General features: G+C 51.6%; 16 protein-coding genes. 5 read left to right on the top strand and 11 right to left on the bottom strand.

All coding sequences use genetic code 11. The annotated features are described in order from the left end of the window. Nucleotides 1–2: 2 nt before the first annotated feature. Together CKO12_RS09000 and CKO12_RS15240 are read right to left on the bottom strand one after the other, a co-directional pair. Nucleotides 3–1,202 carry an ATP phosphoribosyltransferase regulatory subunit gene (locus tag CKO12_RS09000; protein WP_200154404.1) on the bottom strand — a complete coding sequence of 400 codons (1,200 nt, stop codon included), beginning with the start codon at nt 1,200–1,202 and terminating at the stop codon, nt 3–5. Then, nucleotides 1,203–1,517 carry a DUF2065 domain-containing protein gene (locus tag CKO12_RS15240; RefSeq protein ID WP_338032726.1) on the bottom strand — a complete coding sequence of 105 codons (315 nt, stop codon included), beginning with the start codon at nt 1,515–1,517 and terminating at the stop codon, nt 1,203–1,205. A 23-nt stretch (nt 1,518–1,540) separates the two neighbouring features. Here CKO12_RS15240 and prfB point away from each other — a divergent pair. From prfB to prmC, 3 genes are all read left to right on the top strand, one after another. Continuing rightward, nucleotides 1,541–2,639, top strand: a protein-coding gene (prfB, locus tag CKO12_RS08990; protein ID WP_105074694.1) for a peptide chain release factor 2 whose coding sequence is annotated in 2 segments (ribosomal slippage) — nt 1,541–1,615 and nt 1,617–2,639 — 1,098 coding nt in all. Because the reading frame shifts where the segments join, the coding sequence is not laid out codon by codon here. Nucleotides 2,640–2,659: 20 nt separating this feature from the next. Further along, nucleotides 2,660–4,177, top strand: a complete 1,518-nt coding sequence (gene lysS / locus CKO12_RS08985) for a lysine--tRNA ligase (protein WP_200154403.1) — start codon at nt 2,660–2,662, stop codon at nt 4,175–4,177. A gap of 75 nt (nt 4,178–4,252) precedes the next feature. Then, complete coding sequence (prmC, locus tag CKO12_RS08980) at nt 4,253–5,179, top strand: peptide chain release factor N(5)-glutamine methyltransferase (RefSeq protein WP_200154402.1); 927 nt, start codon at nt 4,253–4,255, stop codon at nt 5,177–5,179. Here prmC and rimI read toward each other — a convergent pair. Both rimI and tyrS read right to left on the bottom strand, forming a co-directional pair. Continuing rightward, nucleotides 5,086–5,562 carry a ribosomal protein S18-alanine N-acetyltransferase gene (rimI, locus tag CKO12_RS08975; protein ID WP_200154401.1) on the bottom strand — a complete coding sequence of 159 codons (477 nt, stop codon included), beginning with the start codon at nt 5,560–5,562 and terminating at the stop codon, nt 5,086–5,088. The genes prmC and rimI overlap by 94 nt on opposite strands. Nucleotides 5,563–5,572: 10 nt before the next feature. Next, nucleotides 5,573–6,784, bottom strand: a complete 1,212-nt coding sequence (gene tyrS, locus CKO12_RS08970; protein WP_200154400.1) for a tyrosine--tRNA ligase — start codon at nt 6,782–6,784, stop codon at nt 5,573–5,575. 140 nt (nt 6,785–6,924) lie between these two features. Here tyrS and CKO12_RS08965 point away from each other — a divergent pair, with 140 nt between their 5' ends. Continuing rightward, the gene (locus CKO12_RS08965; RefSeq protein ID WP_200154399.1) at nt 6,925–7,203 is read left to right on the top strand and encodes a hypothetical protein; all 279 of its coding nucleotides are present in this window, start codon (nt 6,925–6,927) and stop codon (nt 7,201–7,203) included. 31 nt (nt 7,204–7,234) lie between these two features. On the opposite strand, the gene argC is transcribed toward CKO12_RS08965, so the two are convergent. The 5 genes from argC to hslV form a co-directional block, all read right to left on the bottom strand. Continuing rightward, entirely contained in the window at nt 7,235–8,275 is a 1,041-nt protein-coding gene (argC, locus tag CKO12_RS08960) for an N-acetyl-gamma-glutamyl-phosphate reductase (protein WP_200154398.1), read from the bottom strand. Nucleotides 8,276–8,394: 119 nt separating this feature from the next. Continuing rightward, complete coding sequence (locus tag CKO12_RS08955) at nt 8,395–8,760, bottom strand: HesB/IscA family protein (protein WP_200154397.1); 366 nt, start codon at nt 8,758–8,760, stop codon at nt 8,395–8,397. A gap of 80 nt (nt 8,761–8,840) precedes the next feature. After that, the gene (locus CKO12_RS08950) at nt 8,841–9,545 is read right to left on the bottom strand and encodes an FHA domain-containing protein (RefSeq protein ID WP_200154396.1); all 705 of its coding nucleotides are present in this window, start codon (nt 9,543–9,545) and stop codon (nt 8,841–8,843) included. Between the two features lie 66 nt (nt 9,546–9,611). Continuing rightward, nucleotides 9,612–10,946 carry an ATP-dependent protease ATPase subunit HslU gene (gene hslU, locus CKO12_RS08945; protein WP_200154395.1) on the bottom strand — a complete coding sequence of 445 codons (1,335 nt, stop codon included), beginning with the start codon at nt 10,944–10,946 and terminating at the stop codon, nt 9,612–9,614. A 50-nt stretch (nt 10,947–10,996) separates the two neighbouring features. Then, complete coding sequence (gene hslV, locus CKO12_RS08940) at nt 10,997–11,551, bottom strand: ATP-dependent protease subunit HslV (protein ID WP_200154394.1); 555 nt, start codon at nt 11,549–11,551, stop codon at nt 10,997–10,999. 212 nt (nt 11,552–11,763) lie between these two features. On the opposite strand from hslV, the gene CKO12_RS08935 reads away from it, so the two are divergent. Further along, nucleotides 11,764–13,935, top strand: a complete 2,172-nt coding sequence (locus CKO12_RS08935; RefSeq protein WP_242466275.1) for a hybrid sensor histidine kinase/response regulator — start codon at nt 11,764–11,766, stop codon at nt 13,933–13,935. Here the strand turns inward: CKO12_RS08935 and CKO12_RS08930 are convergent. Both CKO12_RS08930 and CKO12_RS08925 read right to left on the bottom strand, forming a co-directional pair. Further along, entirely contained in the window at nt 13,932–15,035 is a 1,104-nt protein-coding gene (locus CKO12_RS08930; protein WP_200154420.1) for an HD domain-containing phosphohydrolase, read from the bottom strand. The genes CKO12_RS08935 and CKO12_RS08930 overlap by 4 nt on opposite strands. Before the next feature lie 50 nt (nt 15,036–15,085). Beyond that, nucleotides 15,086–17,203 carry an ATP-binding protein gene (locus CKO12_RS08925; RefSeq protein ID WP_200154392.1) on the bottom strand — a complete coding sequence of 706 codons (2,118 nt, stop codon included), beginning with the start codon at nt 17,201–17,203 and terminating at the stop codon, nt 15,086–15,088. Between the last annotated feature and the right edge of the window lie 17 nt (nt 17,204–17,220).

Genomic DNA, 17,220 nt, shown 5'->3' with positions numbered 1-17,220 from the left:
GATTAAAGCGTTGAAACTGCTTGTATTTCCCAGCGCCCATCGCGCAGCACCAACTGCTGCATCTCGTGCTGCGCCGTCTCGGGCACTGCGCCCGGCAGCGCCTGAATGACGCGCCGTCCGCTGGCGCGTAACTGGTCAATCGCTGCGTGGAGCGCCGGATCGTGTGACCAAGGCGCGGTGATTGGCGGCAGCAGTTGATAACGGGCGGCGAGTCCGTGCCCGTGTTGCAGCAAACTTTTCAAATCAGTGCTAAAGCCGACTGCCGGCCGTGCGCGTCCGAAGACTTGCCCGATGTCGTCATAGCGCCCGCCGCGCACCACTTCCAAGCCCCAGCCGGGCACGAAGGCCGCAAACACTGCGCCGGTTTTGTAATGGTAGCCGCGCAGCTCGGCGAGATCGTAGTGAACTGAGATTTCAGGATGCCAGCGGTTGAGTTCAGCGGCGAGCTGGCGCAGTTCATCGACGGCAGCGCGAACCGGCGCGGCTGCTGCGCGTAGCACCGTTGCAGCTTCGGTCAACGCGGCAGCGCCGTTCAATTCCGCCAGCGCCAGCAGCATATCCGCCACTGCGCCGGTCACGCCAAACGTGTTGATTAACTGGGTAATTTCTGGAATCGCTTTGCGTTGCAGCGCGTCAAAGAGCGCGTGTTCCTGCACTGCGTCCAATTCTGCCTGCCGCGCCAGCCCGCGATAAATGCCGACATGCCCAAGATCAAGATAGCTGTCGGCGATGCCGGCGGTGCGCAGCGTCAACACGATCAGCCGCAAAATCTCCAGCTCGCTGGCGATGCCGCCGTGACCATAAATCTCTGCACCAATTTGTAGCGGACTGCGGGTGCTGGCGAAACCATCGGCTTGGGTGTGGAGCACGGTGCCGAGATAACAAAGGCGGGTCGGCGTGTCGCGGCGCAGATGATGGGCATCAATCCGCGCTACTTGCGGCGTCATGTCGGCGCGAATGCCGAGCAAGCGTCCGGTGAGGTGATCGGTGAGTTTAAACGTTTGTAAATCAAGGTCTTGCCCGGTGCCGGTCAGCAGCGATTCCAAATAATCAATAAACGGCGGAAACACCAGCTCATAGCCCCAACTGGCGTACAGATCGAGTAATTCGCGCCGCAGCGCCTCGACGATGTGCGCCTCAGCGGGCAGCACTTCCTCAATGCCAGCCGGCAGCAGCCAGCGTTCTTCGTTGCGTGCAGTCATTCAATTCACCAGATAAAGAAGGACGAGACCGGACGCCATCGTCAGCAGTCCGCCGAGGCGCAACGCCGCTGCGGGTTCGGTTGCAATGGCAGCCAGCGCCCGTTGAAAACTCGCAGGATTGAGAAATGGCCAGATGCCTTCAAAAATTAACAGCAGCGCAAAAGCGACGAGAAAATCGTGCATGGAATCTGCAATCCACAAACGGGTGATGGCGTGACCGGCAGCCAAAATTGATGCGTAAGAATAACGCAAAACCAGATTGCGCTCTGTGCAGTGCCGCGCTCGCCGCTGGAGCGCAGCGTCTATAATGCGCAACTTTTCCGCACTGGAGCCGCAACATGCTTGATCTCAATCCAATTACTTCTCAAATCAATGATTTGCAGGGTCGCGTGACTGCCCTCAGGGGGTATCTTTGACTACGTCAACCGCCAAGAACGTCTCGTCGAAGTCCTGCGCGAACTCGAAGACCCCAGCATTTGGAATGATCCGCCGCGAGCGCAGGCGCTGGGTAAAGAACGGGCGCAATTAGAAGCGATTGTCCTCACCGTTGACGAATTAACTGCGGCATTAACGGATGCGGATGAATTGCTGGCGCTGGCAGTGGCTGAAGATGATGAAACCACCGTTGTTTCATTAGTTGCCGATTTACAAATTCATGAAGCACGAGTGGCAGATTTAGAATTCCGGCGCATGTTTGCGGGTGAAATGGACCCGAATAATGCGTTTGTTGATATTCAATCCGGTTCTGGCGGCACCGAAGCGCAAGATTGGGCAGAAATGCTCTTGCGGATGTATTTACGCTGGGGCGAGCGGCGCGGCTTCAAAACCGAATTGATGGAAGTGTCACCGGGCGAAGTGGCGGGAATTAAATCGGCAACCATTAAATTTGATGGTGATTACGCTTTTGGCTGGCTGCGCACGGAAATTGGCGTGCATCGTTTAGTGCGCAAATCGCCATTTGATTCTGGCAATCGTCGCCACACGTCTTTTGCTTCCGTATTCGTGTCACCGGAAATTGACGACAGCATTGAAATTGACATCAATCCAGCAGATTTGCGGATTGATGTGTATCGTGCCAGCGGCGCGGGTGGGCAGCACGTCAATCGTACAGAATCGGCGGTGCGGATCACCCATTTACCGACCAATACCGTGACGCAATGCCAGAATGATCGCTCACAACACAAGAATAAAGATCAGGCAATGAAGCAGCTCAAAGCCAAGCTGTATGAATTGGAAATGCAGAAGCGCCAAGCTACGCAACAGGCGCTGGAAGAGACCAAATCAGATATTGGTTGGGGCAGCCAGATTCGTTCTTATGTGCTCGATCAATCGCGGATTAAAGACCTGCGCACCGGCGTAGAAACTGCGAATACGCAGGCAGTATTAGATGGGAATCTTGATCCCTTTATTGAAGCGAGTTTGAAGAGTGGTCTGTGATGACCGGAGTGAGTGAACTAATGAATGAACAAGATTTAACGGCTGGCGCTGCATCGGTGCAGGATGAGAATAAGTTAATCGCGCAGCGGCGTGATAAATTGGCGCATTTGCGCGAGCGCGGCAATGCCTTTCCGAATGATTTCCGCCGCGATAGTTTAGCTGCCAATCTGCTGAATGAATACGCTGAATTAGATGCGGAAACATTGGCGACCGCTGCGCATCAGGTCAGTATTGCCGGGCGCTTAATGACGCGGCGCGTGATGGGTAAAGCCAGCTTTGCGCATGTGCAGGATATGTCGGGAAAAATGCAGATTTTTCTGCAACGCGATGGGATTGGTGAGGCGCATTACGAACAATTCAAACATGAGTTGGATTTGGGCGACATCGTGGGCGCAACGGGCGTGTTATTCAAAACCAAAACCGGCGAGTTATCCATTCGCTGCGACAGTCTGCGCTTATTAACGAAAGCACTGCGTCCGCTGCCAGAAAAGTTTCACGGTTTGACCGATTTAGAGAGCTGTTATCGCCAGCGTTATCTCGATTTAATTATGAATAGCGCGACGCGGGAGACGTTTCGGATTCGCAGCGCCGTGGTGCAATTCGTGCGCGATTATTTGAATCAACGCGGCTATCTCGAAGTGGAAACGCCGATGATGCAAACCATTCCCGGCGGGGCAGTAGCGCGTCCATTTGTGACGCATCACAACGCGCTGGATATGCAGTTGTTTTTGCGCATTGCGCCAGAATTGTTTTTGAAACGGCTGGTAGTTGGTGGGCTAGAAAAAGTCTATGAAATTAACCGCAATTTCCGCAATGAAGGGTTATCCACGCGCCACAATCCTGAATTCACGATGGTTGAATTTTATGAGGCGTATGCCGATTACCGCGATTTAATGGATTTGACGGAAGATTTATTGCGCAAGATGGCAATTGCAGTGCTCGGACGCACGACAATTGATTATCAAGGTGAATGCTACGATTTTGGTCAACCATTTGCGCGTTTAACGGTGCGCGAAGCGATTTTGCAATTCAATCCCGAATTAAACGCGGCGGATGTTGATGATTTAGCGCGAGCCACTGCGGTCGCCACGCGCTTAAAAATTGCCGTCAAACCGAATTGGGGTTTAGGCAAGGTGCAGATTGAATTATTCGAGCACACGGTGGAAAGTCGCTTAATGAATCCGACGTTTATCACTGAATATCCCACTGAAGTCTCACCATTAGCACGGCGCAATGATGACAATCCGCTGGTAACGGATCGCTTTGAGTTTTTTGTGGGCGGACGGGAAATTGCCAATGGCTTTTCAGAATTGAATGATGCGGAAGATCAAGCGGAACGGTTTCGCCAACAAGTCGCAGAAAAAGATGCCGGTGATTTAGAGGCAATGTATTTTGATGCCGATTATATTCGCGCTTTGGAACACGGTTTGCCGCCCACTGCGGGAGAAGGAATTGGGATTGATCGGCTGGTGATGTTATTCACGGATGCGCCATCAATTCGAGATGTGTTGTTATTCCCGCACATGCGCCCAGAATAGAGTTCTCATTGCTAGAAAAAACCGCGTGTGCTGGCGCGGTTTTGGACTTTTTCATCATTCTAAAAGTGCAATTCAATGTCATCGCTGTCAATTGCCGCTACGCTCCGCGCTGCCACCGCTGCGCTCGCCGTCCTTCCTGATGTCAATCCGCGTTTAGAGGCAGAGCTGTTGTTGGCGCACGTCAGCGGCTGGTCGCGCACCACTTTTCTCGCGTGGCCGGAGCGGGAAGTGGCGGCGAGCGTGGCGGCGGCGTTCACCGCGCTGCTGCAACAGCGCGTCAACGGTGCGCCGATGGCGTATCTGCGCGGGCGGCAGGCATTTTGGACGTTGGATTTGGCGGTGTCGCCGGCGACGTTGATTCCGCGTGCGGATACGGAGTTGCTGGTGGAGACGGCGTTGGCGCAGTTGCCAGCGACGGCGTTGCGAGTCGCTGATCTCGGCACCGGCAGTGGCGCGATTGCGGCAGCGTTGGCGAGGGAACGCCCGCAGTGGTGGCTGTTGGCGATGGAGCGTTCAGCCGCAGCGTTGCAGTTGGCGCGTGCCAATTTTCGGACGTATGCGCTGCACAACGTGGCGACGCTGCGCGGTGATTGGCTGACGGCGGGCGCGACTGCGAGTTTTGACGCGATTGTCAGCAATCCGCCGTACCTCGCCGCTGCCGATCCGCATTTGCAGCGCGGCGATTTGCGTTTTGAACCGCTGACGGCGCTGGCGGCGGGCGCTGATGGATTGAGCGCGATCCGCGCTTTGCTGCCGGATGCCTGCCGCTGTTTGCGCCCCGGCGGGCTGCTGGCGCTGGAACATGGCTACGAGCAAGGGGCGGCGGTGCGGCAATTATTGGCAGCGCAGGGGCTGCAAGTGATTGAAACGCGACGGGATTTAGCGGGATTGGAACGGGTGACGCTGGGTTATCGCGCTGCGTTGTCAAACGATCCATCTGCCAGCGCCACCAATTCCCGCGCCAGCACCACCGCATCTTCGCGTCCTTTTGCAGCCGGGTAATAGCCGCGACGCAACCCGATTTCACAAAATCCTTCGGCCGCATACAGCGCCCGTGCGCCCTGATTGGACGCTCGCACTTCTAAAAATGCAGTTTCCGCGTGGCGTTTTCGCGCCAGCGCCAACAGGTGACGCAGCAGCACGCGCCCCAGACCGCGCCGCTGCCAGTGCGGATGAATGCAGAGATTGAAAATGTGACATTCGCCGACCGCCACCGACATGATGCCGTGTGCCATTACCGCCGGCGCGATTTCGCCCACCCAACAGCAATAGTTCACGCGCAGACAATCGGCCAACATGTCCAGCGACCAAGGATGCGCGTAGGCCGCCATTTCCACCGCATGAACTGCCGATAAATCAGCCGCTTGCAGCGGACGCAGCCGCATCTCTACCCGCTCACTCCGCGCCGCAGTCAAGCTGCACCCGCGCAAATTTGCGCTTGCCCACCTGATACACATGAACGCTGCCGCTCGCACAACGCAACTGCGGGTCTTCCACCCGCTCGCCGTCGATGCGCACCGCGCCCTGAGCGATCATCCGCAGCGCCTCCGAAGTGCTTTTCACCAGCCCCGCTTCCTTCAATAGATTCGCAATTGCCAGCCCATCGCTGCTGCTCGCCAATTGGATTTCCGCCATCTCTTCCGGCACGGCACCGCGTTGAAAACGCTCAATAAAATCGCGCAACGCCTGCTGCGCCAACGTCGCACTGTGAAAGCGCGTCACCAATTCCAAACCCAATTCAAATTTCATATCACGCGGATTCGCACCATCGCGCACCTCCGCTTGCCAAGTGTGAATTTCCGTCAAGTCGCGGTGACTCAGCAATTCAAAATAGCGCCACATCAATTCATCAGAAATTGACATCACTTTGCCAAACATTTCCGTGGGTGAATCGGTGATCGCAATATAATTGCCGAGCGATTTCGACATCTTTTGCACCCCATCCAAACCTTCTAAAATGGGCAGCGTGATGACCACCTGCGGCTGTTGTCCATAAACTTCTTGCAATTGCCGTCCCACTAACAAATTAAACTTTTGATCGGTGCCGCCGAGTTCAATATCCGCTTTTAATGCGACTGAATCATAGCCCTGAATTAACGGATATAAAAACTCATGCAGCGCAATCGGTTGACCTGCTTTATACCGCTTAGAAAAATCATCGCGTTCCAACATCCGCGCTACCGTATGCTGCGCCGCTAATTGAATAATGCCCGCCGCGCCGAGCGGTTCTAACCAAGTGGAATTAAATACCACTTGGGTTTTTTCTGGATCAAGAATACGAAAGACCTGCGCCTGATATGTCGCCGCATTATCTTGAATTTGTTCACGACTCAATGGCTTGCGCGTGGCACTTTTGCCGGTGGGATCACCGATCATGGCAGTAAAATCGCCAATTAAAAATAAAATCTCATGCCCGAGTTCTTGCAATTGGCGCAGCTTTTCAATTAACACCGTGTGCCCAAGATGCAAATCTGGCGCAGTAGGATCAAAGCCCGCTTTAATCCGCAACGGTCGCCCCAGCGCCAACTTTTGGCGCAGCCCGTCAACTAATAGAATTTCATCAGTGCCGCGTTGAATCCGCGCTAACAGAGGTGCAAATGCGTCCATAACAAACTGAGTTCACTCTAAAATGAAAGTTCTAAGCATCGCGTCAACCAGCGCAATTCACTTGTCGCTTGACGAATGTTGTGATTACATCTAAAAAGAGCAGGTGTCTTTTCTTTTTTATTCCTTGTGCAGAGAGCATTATGCGCGACTATAAACAACCGACCGTCAAAGAACGGCTAAACCCACCACTGCGTAAAGATATGAGAAGAACCATTGCGAACGTATTAACGGTCGTACTCATTGGCGCAATTGGTTATCTCGGTTATCAATGGTTGATTGCAACGCCAACTGAGAATACGCCACCGCAGGTGGATGTGAATGCAGCGCGGATTATTCCTCTGCAATTACCGCCATTAAAACCCACTGCCCCACCGCCACCAATAGCGCCGCCGGTGAATTTAGTTCCCGGCGAGCGTTAATTCAGCACTGCCGCTGCCAATTGCGCAGCGGTTATGGCAATAACGCCAAAGTATCCAATCCGAGTGCTTCATTAAATCCAAACATTAAATTCATATTTTGAATTGCTTGACCGGCCGCACCTTTCACTAAATTATCAATGACTGCTTGCACAATCACGATGTGATCATTTCCCTGTCGCACTGCCGCCAAACGACACCAATTTGAACCGCGCACCGAGCGCGTATCTGGATTGTCGTCGGTCAGCACGTCAACAAAATATTCATTCGCATAATACTCAGTAAACAGGCGATTCACATCGCAATCCACTTGCGTTAAACGCGCATATAACGTGGCTTCAATACCGCGAATCATCGGCAATAAATGCGGCACAAAAGTTAAATGCACCGCACCACTCGCCCGCTGACTTAACGTTTGCGCAATTTCTGGGGCATGACGATGTCCCGTCACTGCGTAAGCCTTAAAACTTTCTCCAATTTCTGCTAATAACAAACCGGTTTCCGCTTTACGCCCCGCACCACTCGCACCCGATTTCGCATCTGCAATTAACCACGTCGGATCAATCACTTGCGCATCCAGCAGCGGTAAAAAACCCAGCGTCACCGCAGTGGGATAACAGCCAGGATTTGCAATTAACCGCGCCTGTTGAATTGCGGCGCGATTGATTTCGGGCAAGCCATATACCGCTTCAGCCAGCAATTCTGGGCACTGGTGCGGCATTCCATACCATTGCTCCCAAATCGCCGCATCTTTTAGGCGAAAATCTGCTGCTAAATCAATCACCCGCACCCCAGCCGCCAACAATTGTGGCGCAGCCCGCATCGCGGTGCCGTTGGGTGTGGCAAAAAACACCACATCACACGCCGCCAGCGCGTCCTCATCCGGGGCGGTGAACGCCAAATCGACCTGCCCGCGCAGGTGCGGAAACAGCTTGGCGACTGGCAATCCCGCTTCTGTCCGCGAAGTAATCACGCTGAGTGTGGCGCGGGGGTGACGTGCCAAAATGCGCAACAATTCCGCGCCGGTATAGCCAGTGCCGCCGACAATGCCAACTCGAATAGGAGGCGCGTTCATATCAATAGACTGCGTGGTCACGATGAATCCAACTGAAAAGAATGAATTTGCGTTTTTAAGACTTAAAAAACATGAAAGCGGCAAACGCCGCTTTATGCCAAGTTCACATGCGCTGCGAATTAAGAACAGCCGCCACCGGAAGAAGAACCGCAACTGCTGCAACCACCACCAGCTTGTGGCAGGTTATTGAATACGAAAGTGGCATTGCCGTCATCACGATCAACGAAATCAATTTCAACGCCGCGCAGATATTCTAAGGTACCTTCATCGACAACGACTTTAAAGCCATCGAATTCCAACACGCCATCATCATCGTTAATGGCATCAGTAAAGGTCATGCCAAAGCTGACCCCGCTACAACCGCCAGCAGTTGCGTAAACACGCACGCCCTGCACGTTATCATCAATATCTTGAAACAATTCACTCATCTTGGCTTGGGCTGGCGAAGTCAACGTCAGCGTCATTTCATTTAACAGTGCAGACATCAGGCAATCCTCTAATAGGAAGTTAATTCGCAGAAAATTCTAACAGAAAAGCAGTCGTTAATTCCAGTGTGTCACCACCATCAACGCAACGGACGCATGTAATAGGTAAAGGTGATGCCCTGAATTTCAAGTCGATCATTTTCAGCCAAACGCACCGGTTCTTGAATTTGCAAACCATTGATTAACACCCGTCCTTTGACGCTAGGCAGCAAATAGTGACCATCGGTGCGTAATTCAATTGTGGCAGCAAGACCCGGCGCAAATAAACCGCCGCAACGAATATCGCAACTGCGTGATCGCCCTAAGGTAACAATTGCATTCTCTAAAATGTGACGCACATTGGTGCGCTTACAAATTAAATAGACAATGTTCTTTTTTTGCTCTTGCATCTGCCGCAACGAACGGGCGATATCTTCAGCAGCAACAACCATTGTGGCTTCTTTTTGTAATGGCGGCGCAATCTGGGTTTCTAAACCTTCTTCTTCACCGGGCAGCTTTGATAGTGCCATATACACTAACCGATAGGGATGTATTTGAATTTCATCCCAAAACACTAACGAATGCTGTTTAATTTGTACGCTGTTGACAAAAACACCATTCGCACTATTTTGATCGCTTAAAATGTAGCCTTCACCATCTTTTTCAATCGCAGCATGATATTTTGACACTCGCGGATTTTGCAACACAATATCGTTGTCTTCAGCGCGACCAATGGTAAAACGCTCATTGGTGAGCGTCCATTGCTTCTGTAAATGATTACCAGAATATAAGCGTAAAAACGGCATGGCTGATCACTCCACTATTCAATAAAACTGGGGCTTGAACAGGCAAGGTGTTAGTAGTGAGTACGCTCACAAAATATAACGCGATAAATCTTCATTTGCCGCCAAACCTGCTAAATTGTGCTCGACATACGCAGCATTTATGGTGATGGTGACGCGATCTAATTCGGAAGCATTATAAGACACATCTTCTAATAACCGCTCTAGCACTGTATGCAAGCGCCGTGCGCCGATATTTTCAGTGCGTTCATTCACTTGCCACGCAATTTCTGCCAGCCGTTGAATACCATCCGCAGTAAATTCTAATTGCACGCCTTCGGTAGCCAGCAATGCCTGATATTGATCGGTTAAAGACGCATCTGGCTCGGTCAAAATGCGCACAAAATCTTCAGTTGTTAAGGCTTTCAATTCTACGCGAATTGGCAACCGCCCCTGCAATTCTGGAATTAAATCTGAAGGTTTTGATAAATGAAATGCGCCCGATGCAATAAATAAAATGTGATCGGTGCGCACTGCGCCGTGTTTGGTGGAAACGGTGCTGCCTTCAACAATCGGCAATAAATCGCGCTGCACGCCTTCGCGTGACACATCTGCACCCGCCATGCCCTCGCCGCGTCTGGTCACTTTGTCCAATTCATCAATGAAAACAATGCCGTTTTGTTCAACATTCTCCAGCGCCCGCAGCTTGAGTTCCTCATCATTGACGCGCTTGGCGGCCTCTTCATCTTTCAGCACTTGCCGCGCATCGCTGATGCGCAACTTGCGCCGTTTTGTGCGTCCTTGCCCTAAATTTTGAAATAAGCCTTGGAGTTGATTGGACATTTCCTCCATGCCGGGCGGTGCCATGATTTCAACACCAACCGGCGCGACCGCGACTTGCAATTCAATTTCGCGTTCATCCAAGAGACCGGAGCGCAATTTGTCGCGGAATTTTTCGCGGGTGGCGGAGCTGACGGTGGCGCGACTGTCTTCCTCAAAACCGGACGCTGCTGGCGGCAGCAGCGCGTCGAGAATGCGTTCCTCGGCGGCAGCTTCGGCTTGATCGGCGAGCTTGGCCATTTCCTGTTCTCGCGCCATCTTGACGCCGATGTCAGCAAGATCGCGGATGATCGACTCCACATCGCGCCCAACATAACCCACTTCGGTGAATTTCGTCGCCTCAACTTTGATGAATGGCGCATTTGCCAGCCGCGCCAGCCGCCGCGCAATCTCGGTTTTGCCAACGCCGGTCGGACCGATCATCAAGATGTTCTTCGGCGTGATTTCCGAACGCAACGGCTCGGCGATTTGGGCGCGACGCCAGCGATTGCGCAACGCGATGGCGACCGCTCGCTTGGCATCATCCTGACCGACGATGTGTTTATTTAATTCGGCGACGATCTGTTGTGGCGTAATTTCTGACATGAATACATCCGTTGTGATGTGATCTTGCATTGTATAGTGACGCGAGCATATTACAATGCGGTGGACGCAGTAGCGAGTTCTTCAATGACTAAATTGTGATTGGTGTAAATGCAAATGTTAGCCGCAATATGCAATCCTTTTTCAACAATCTCCCGCGCACTCAATTCGGTATTTTCCAATAATGCAAGTGCTGCTGCTTGTGCAAAGGAACCACCCGATCCAATTGCCATCAAATCCTGTTCGGGTTCAATCACATCACCAGTGCCGGAAATCATTAACGAAGTGCTGGCATCCGCAATACATAATAACGCTTCTAAACGGCGCAGCATTCGATCTGTGCGCCAATCTTTTGCTAATTCCACTGCCGAGCGCGTGAGATGACCTTGGTGTTTTTCCAATTTGCTCTCGAAGCGTTCAAATAAAGTAAACGCATCCGCAGTTGCGCCCGCAAATCCCGCCAATACCTGTCCTTTATACAAGCGTCGCACTTTGCGAGCGTTGCCTTTCATTACCGTCGTGCCGAGCGTGACCTGACCGTCGCCGCCGATGACGACCACGCCGCCGCGCCGTACTGACAAAATGGTTGTTCCACGAAAGTTTTCCATACCGCACCCGCTCAATCTGCAAAGTCGTCATTTTAGGGCGGGTAACCTGATTCCGCACCGTCTTTTCAACTGCGAGCGCAGCGCAGGGGCGCTCGTCGCACGGTTGTCATCTTTTCATGGTCAGCTTAATCACATGAAAAATGAGTGGTTTTGTGCAGCATGATCTTCTATCAAAACCACAGATTGCGGGTTTTTTATTTCAGGATGTTGTGATGGATGAGTCATTGTCACCAGAATCTTTGCGCCAAATCAGCGGTCATTCCGAGCAGATTTGCGTGCATCTGCAATCCGCGCATTGTGCGCACCTGCGAGCGGCGGCGGCAGCAGCGCAGGACGTAGAAGCATCTAAAACCATTTCACCGACGCAATACGCGGAGCTGATGGAGCGCAAAAATTATGAGTTAGATCAGGCGCTTGCCCGCGCCGAAGCCTCTACGCAAGCGAAAAGTCGCTTTCTCGCCAATATGAGCCACGAAATTCGCACGCCGCTCAACGGTATTATTGGCATGACGCGGTTGTTATTAGAAACGGGTCTCACTGAAGAGCAATATCGCTTTGCAGAAATCGTGCGCAGCAGCGGTGAAAGTCTTTTGTCGTTAATTAACGATATTCTCGATTTTTCTAAAATTGAGGCCGGCAAATTAGAATTGGATGCGCTGCATTTTGATTTGCGCAGTGCTTTAGAAGATGTGGTCGAAATGCTGGCGTTTCATGCGCTCGAAAAAGGGCTGGAATTAACCTATCAAATTGATGCTGAAGTTCCGGCGGCGGTCTATGGCGATCCCCGTTATTTGCGGCAAATTTTAATCAATCTTGCTGGCAATGCGATTAAATTTACCGATCAAGGTGAAGTGGCAATTCATGTGCGTGTTGCAACGCTCACCGCTGCGCACGCCGTGCTCCGTTTTGAAGTACATGATAATGGCATTGGCATTCCTCAAGAACAGCAGGGCAATTTATTTCTCGCTTTTTCACAATTGGATAATGCGACAACGCGCCGTCAAGGTGGAACGGGTTTAGGGTTAATGGTGTCTAAACAACTCGTTGAATTGATGCACGGCACTATCGGCGTAGATAGTCAATTGGGGGAAGGTTCGACGTTTTGGTTTACGGCTGAATTTGAGCGTTCCTCTGAAGTGCATCCGGCACATCCGCTTCATCCTATTGATTTGAGTCATGTCAAAGCATTGGTGATGGATGATCACGCTACCAATCGTCATTTAATTACGACCTTGCTCACGACTTGGGGTTGTGAGGTGGTTGAGGCGGCGACGGCGACTGCCGCGCTGGAGGCGCTGGCGCTGGCAGCAGCAGCCGGAACGCCGTTTCAAGTGGCGTTGCTGGACTTCAAAATGCCCGACGGTGACGTTTTACAGTTGGGACAACAGATCAAACAGACGGCGGCGTGGGGTGCGCCGAAGTTGATTTTATTGGCATCGCTGGTGCAGCGCAGCGCGGCAATTCATGCCGAAGAAGCGGGTTTTGATGGCTATCTCACTAAACCGTTGCGCCAACATTTATTGCACGATTGTCTTGCGCAGGTATTGAAGCGCGATGCCAGTTTATCGAGCGCAATTGTGGTGCGCCATACACTCGCTGATGCCCGTCAGGTGCTGCATCATCCTATTGCGCAGCAGGTACATATTTTATTAGTGGAAGATAATCGCACCAATCAAATTGTCGCCCGCGAAATGTTAGAAAAACTTGGTTATGTGGGCATGGTTGAAATTGCCAATAATGGCGTTGAAGCGTTAATGCTGCTGGCGCGGCGTTCTTATGATTTAGTGTTAATGGACGGACGAATGCCGGAAATGGATGGCTTTGAAGCGGCGCAGCGGATTCGGCACGGCGAAGTTGGCGCGGCTAATCAATTGGTGCCAATTATTGCGATGACGGCGCTGGCAATGAAAGGCGACCGCCAACGCTGTTTAGATGCAGGAATGAATAGTTATTTATCAAAACCGGTGCAGCCGCTGGAATTAGCGCGAGCGGTTGCTGCGCATCTGCATCGCCCAATGCCGGCAGCAGTGATAATGCCCACTCCTCCCGCTGAAGATATGCAGATGGTTTTTAATGCGGCTGATTTATTAACGCGGATTGGCGAGCAGCGCATTGTGCAAACGGTGATTCGACAATCGTTAGAAGATATGCCAGTGCGTATTCAAGAATTGCAAGAGGCGGTCATAGTGGGTGATTTTGCTAAGGTGCAATTCAAAGCGCACAGCATTAAAGGATTGGCTGCTAATATCTCCGCTCCGCGCTTACGCGCATTAGCCGCACAAATAGAAATGGCAGAAGAATTCAGCGAGTTATTGCCATTAAGCGCCAGCTTAACGGCTGAATTTACCGAGTTAAAAACAGCGTTAGATGCGTGGTTATACTAATAACGCTCTAAAAATGCAGTTTCAGCGTCCACTTCCGTTTCTGCATAACGCGCACGAATATCAAGCACCGCCGGAATCACGCTTAAAAATCGCTCCACCAAGTGCGGATCAAAATGGCGTCCCGCTTCCGCACGAATCAATTGCAACGTATCGTCAATTGACCAGGCTTTTTTATATGGACGTTCAGAAGTCAAGGCATCAAACACATCAGCCAATGCTACGATCCGCCCGGTAATGGGAATAGCATTCCCGGCTAATCCGGCGGGATAACCGCTCCCATCCCATTTTTCGTGATGACTCAAAGCGATTTCCCGCGCCATGCGCAATAAATCAGAGGTATCGCCACTTAAAATATCGCCGCCAATGGTGGTATGCGTTTGCATAATCGTCCATTCATCCGGCGTTAATTTACCGGGCTTCAATAAAATCGCGTCGGGAATACCAATTTTGCCAATATCGTGCATCGGGCTGGCGTGTAACATGATTTCAGCATCATCTTCATTCCAACCCGGACATTGCGCCGCTAATAACGCCGACATGTGACTCATGCGCAAAATATGGCGACCTGTTTCATTATCGCGGTACTCCGCAGCGCGTCCTAAACGCTGCACGACTTGCAGGCGCGTTTCCCGAATTTCACGGGTGCGTTCATGCACTACCTGTTCTAATAAATCTTTTTGATCGTGCGCCATGCGTAATGCTAATTGCACTTCTAACATATTGCGCACTCGCGCCACCACTTCGGCGCGATCAAATGGTTTACCAATAAAATCGCGGGCACCAGCTTGTAACGCTCGCAACATATAATCGCGGCTGCTTTCCGCAGTTAATACTAAAATAGGCGGGGTACAGGGATCGTTATGCGCCATGATTTTCTCAATTAAATCAAAGCCGCTGAGATAAGGCATCCGAATATCAAGCAAAATCAAATCTGGAGGATTTTGGAGATACACTTCCATTACTTGGCGCGGATCATCTATTAACGTTAAATTGGTATATCCTTCAGCACGCAGCAAGCGATCCATTAAAATGAGATTAGCGCGTTCATCATCCACGACCAGAATGCGGGCAGCATCTTGGATTTTATACTGGTTGTTAATCACTACAGCTCCTCATCGTGGGGAAAAGTGAAATGCACAACGCATTGGCATTACACTTCAAGTGGCGCAGCGGGTAATTCAAGCCAGAAACTGCTGCCTTCATGTAAGACGCTAGTCACGCCAATTTGACCATTCATGGCTTCTACTAAGCGCCGACACGCTGCTAAACCAATTCCAATGCCTTCCACACGCGGATCATTTAGTTTTAAGCGCACAAAAGGCATAAATAATTCGCTAATTTGTCCGGGCGGAATACCTTGGCCGGTGTCTAACACCTGTAAACACACGCGAGGCGATGCGTCTGCTTTGGGTTGTGCTTTTAAGCCGGCGCGTCCTTCTGGACGATTATACAAAATGGCATTAGAGATGAGATTGATGATGACTTGTTTTAAGCGCCGCCGATCTGCCCATAATACTAATTCGGGGGTGATGTCGTGCCACAGTGTGACTTGGCGTGTTTGTGCTAATGGAGTCACGATGTCGAAGCATTCTGTAATTAAATCATCTAACGCTACTGATTCAAAATAAAGTTCAATTTTTCCCGCTTCTAAACTTGCTAAATCAAGAATTTCGTTAATCAGTTTTAATAACTTTTTGCCGCCGCGCAAAATTTCATTCACACTTTCTCGCTGCAAGTCGTTGAGCTGATTGTCGTATTCCAGCAATTGCGCAAAACCAAGAATGGCATTCATTGGGGTGCGCAATTCGTGGCTCATCTGCGATAAAAATTCTGATTTTGCATAATTCGCAATGTCGGCTGCTTCTTTAGCTGCTTCTAATTCGGCAGTGCGGGAATTGACTAATTCTTCTAAATGTAACCGATAGGCTTCCAGTTTTTGTGTGGTTTGCACGCGCTCAGTAATATCTTGAACGATGCCTAAACCACTGAGCGGTTGCCCATCATCTGTAAATTCAAATTCAGCGCGTTCTTCTACCCAACGAGTGGCGTTATTCACAATGATGCGGTGGGTGATTTGACAGGGTTTGCCCGCCAGCGCCTGATTCCACGCATCAATCACCATCGGGCAATCGCTAGGATGCAACCGCGATGTGAAGGTTTCTAGCGTGACCGGCGTGGCGGGTGGCAATCCAAAAATGCGATACAGCTCGCCCGAACAGGTGAGTTGTGTGGTGGTCATGTCGAGTCGCCAGTGTCCGGTTTGCGAGACGACCTGCGCCCGATTCAAGCAAATTTCGCTGCGCCGTAGCGCGTTGAGCAGCGCCAGCCGTTCTTGCGTGAGCATCACCATGCCAATTTGGTCTGCGACCTGACAGCCAAAGCGCACTTCATCTTCATGCCAGTGATAGATGCCGCTGACCTGCTCAAAACAGAGTGCGCCGCGCAATTGTCCAGCGGAAATGATGCCGCAGATGAGCAGGGCGGTGATGCCGAGCGGTTTGAGATAGGTGTCGATATAGGCGGCAGTGCGGGCATCGGTGAAGGCGTCGGCGGCGCTGATATAGCGGGCGCTATAAAGATGGCTGAATTCGCGGCGATAGGTCGCTTCTGCCAGCACCATGCCAGCGGTGTGGCGCGTGCTGGCGCATTCAAATAAATCGAGGCATTCGAGATCGGTGGTTGTGGTGTTGATTTGCCACACCGAGACGCGAGCAATTGCCAACGCGGTGCCCAAGCGCGCCGTTAAATCGGCAGCAAAACACTCCAATTCGCCATTGATTCCTGCTGGCGCGGTGGTGATTTCGCTCATCAATTGCGTGTGCAATTGCAGGCGAGCGGTGCGCACGAGATGGTCACGATCACGGGCATTTTGCGCGGTGACATCGCGCCACACGACTGAAATCAGGGTGCGGCCACGATGCTGAAGTGGGCGGAAAGTGATGGCAACGTCGCAAACAATGCCAGCTTTATTGCGGTGGCGGGTATCAAGCTGCGTCAGGGTGCCGGCGAGAATGGCGGCAAGGTTGGCGGTGATGTCAGCGCGAGAATGATCGGCCTGAATATCCGCAATTGATAATTGCGCGAATTCCTCGCGGCTATATCCCAAACCCAGATGCGCTGCGGAATTGAATTGAACAAAGCGTTGGCTCGTCGGATCAATTAACACAATTGCATCGGTGGTCTGGCTAAACATCGTTTCAACCAGCGTTTCTTGTTCCAATAACGCCGGGCGCGGATGGTTTGGAGGTTGTACTTCAGTCACAGTCATTCAACATTCTTGGTGAC

Source organism: Chromatium okenii (genome assembly GCF_016583745.1).
GTDB classification, from domain to species: Bacteria; Pseudomonadota; Gammaproteobacteria; order Chromatiales; family Chromatiaceae; genus Chromatium; species Chromatium okenii.
Note: the sequence above shows the minus strand (reverse complement) of the source record. Positions and strands in the feature narration are given on the sequence as shown.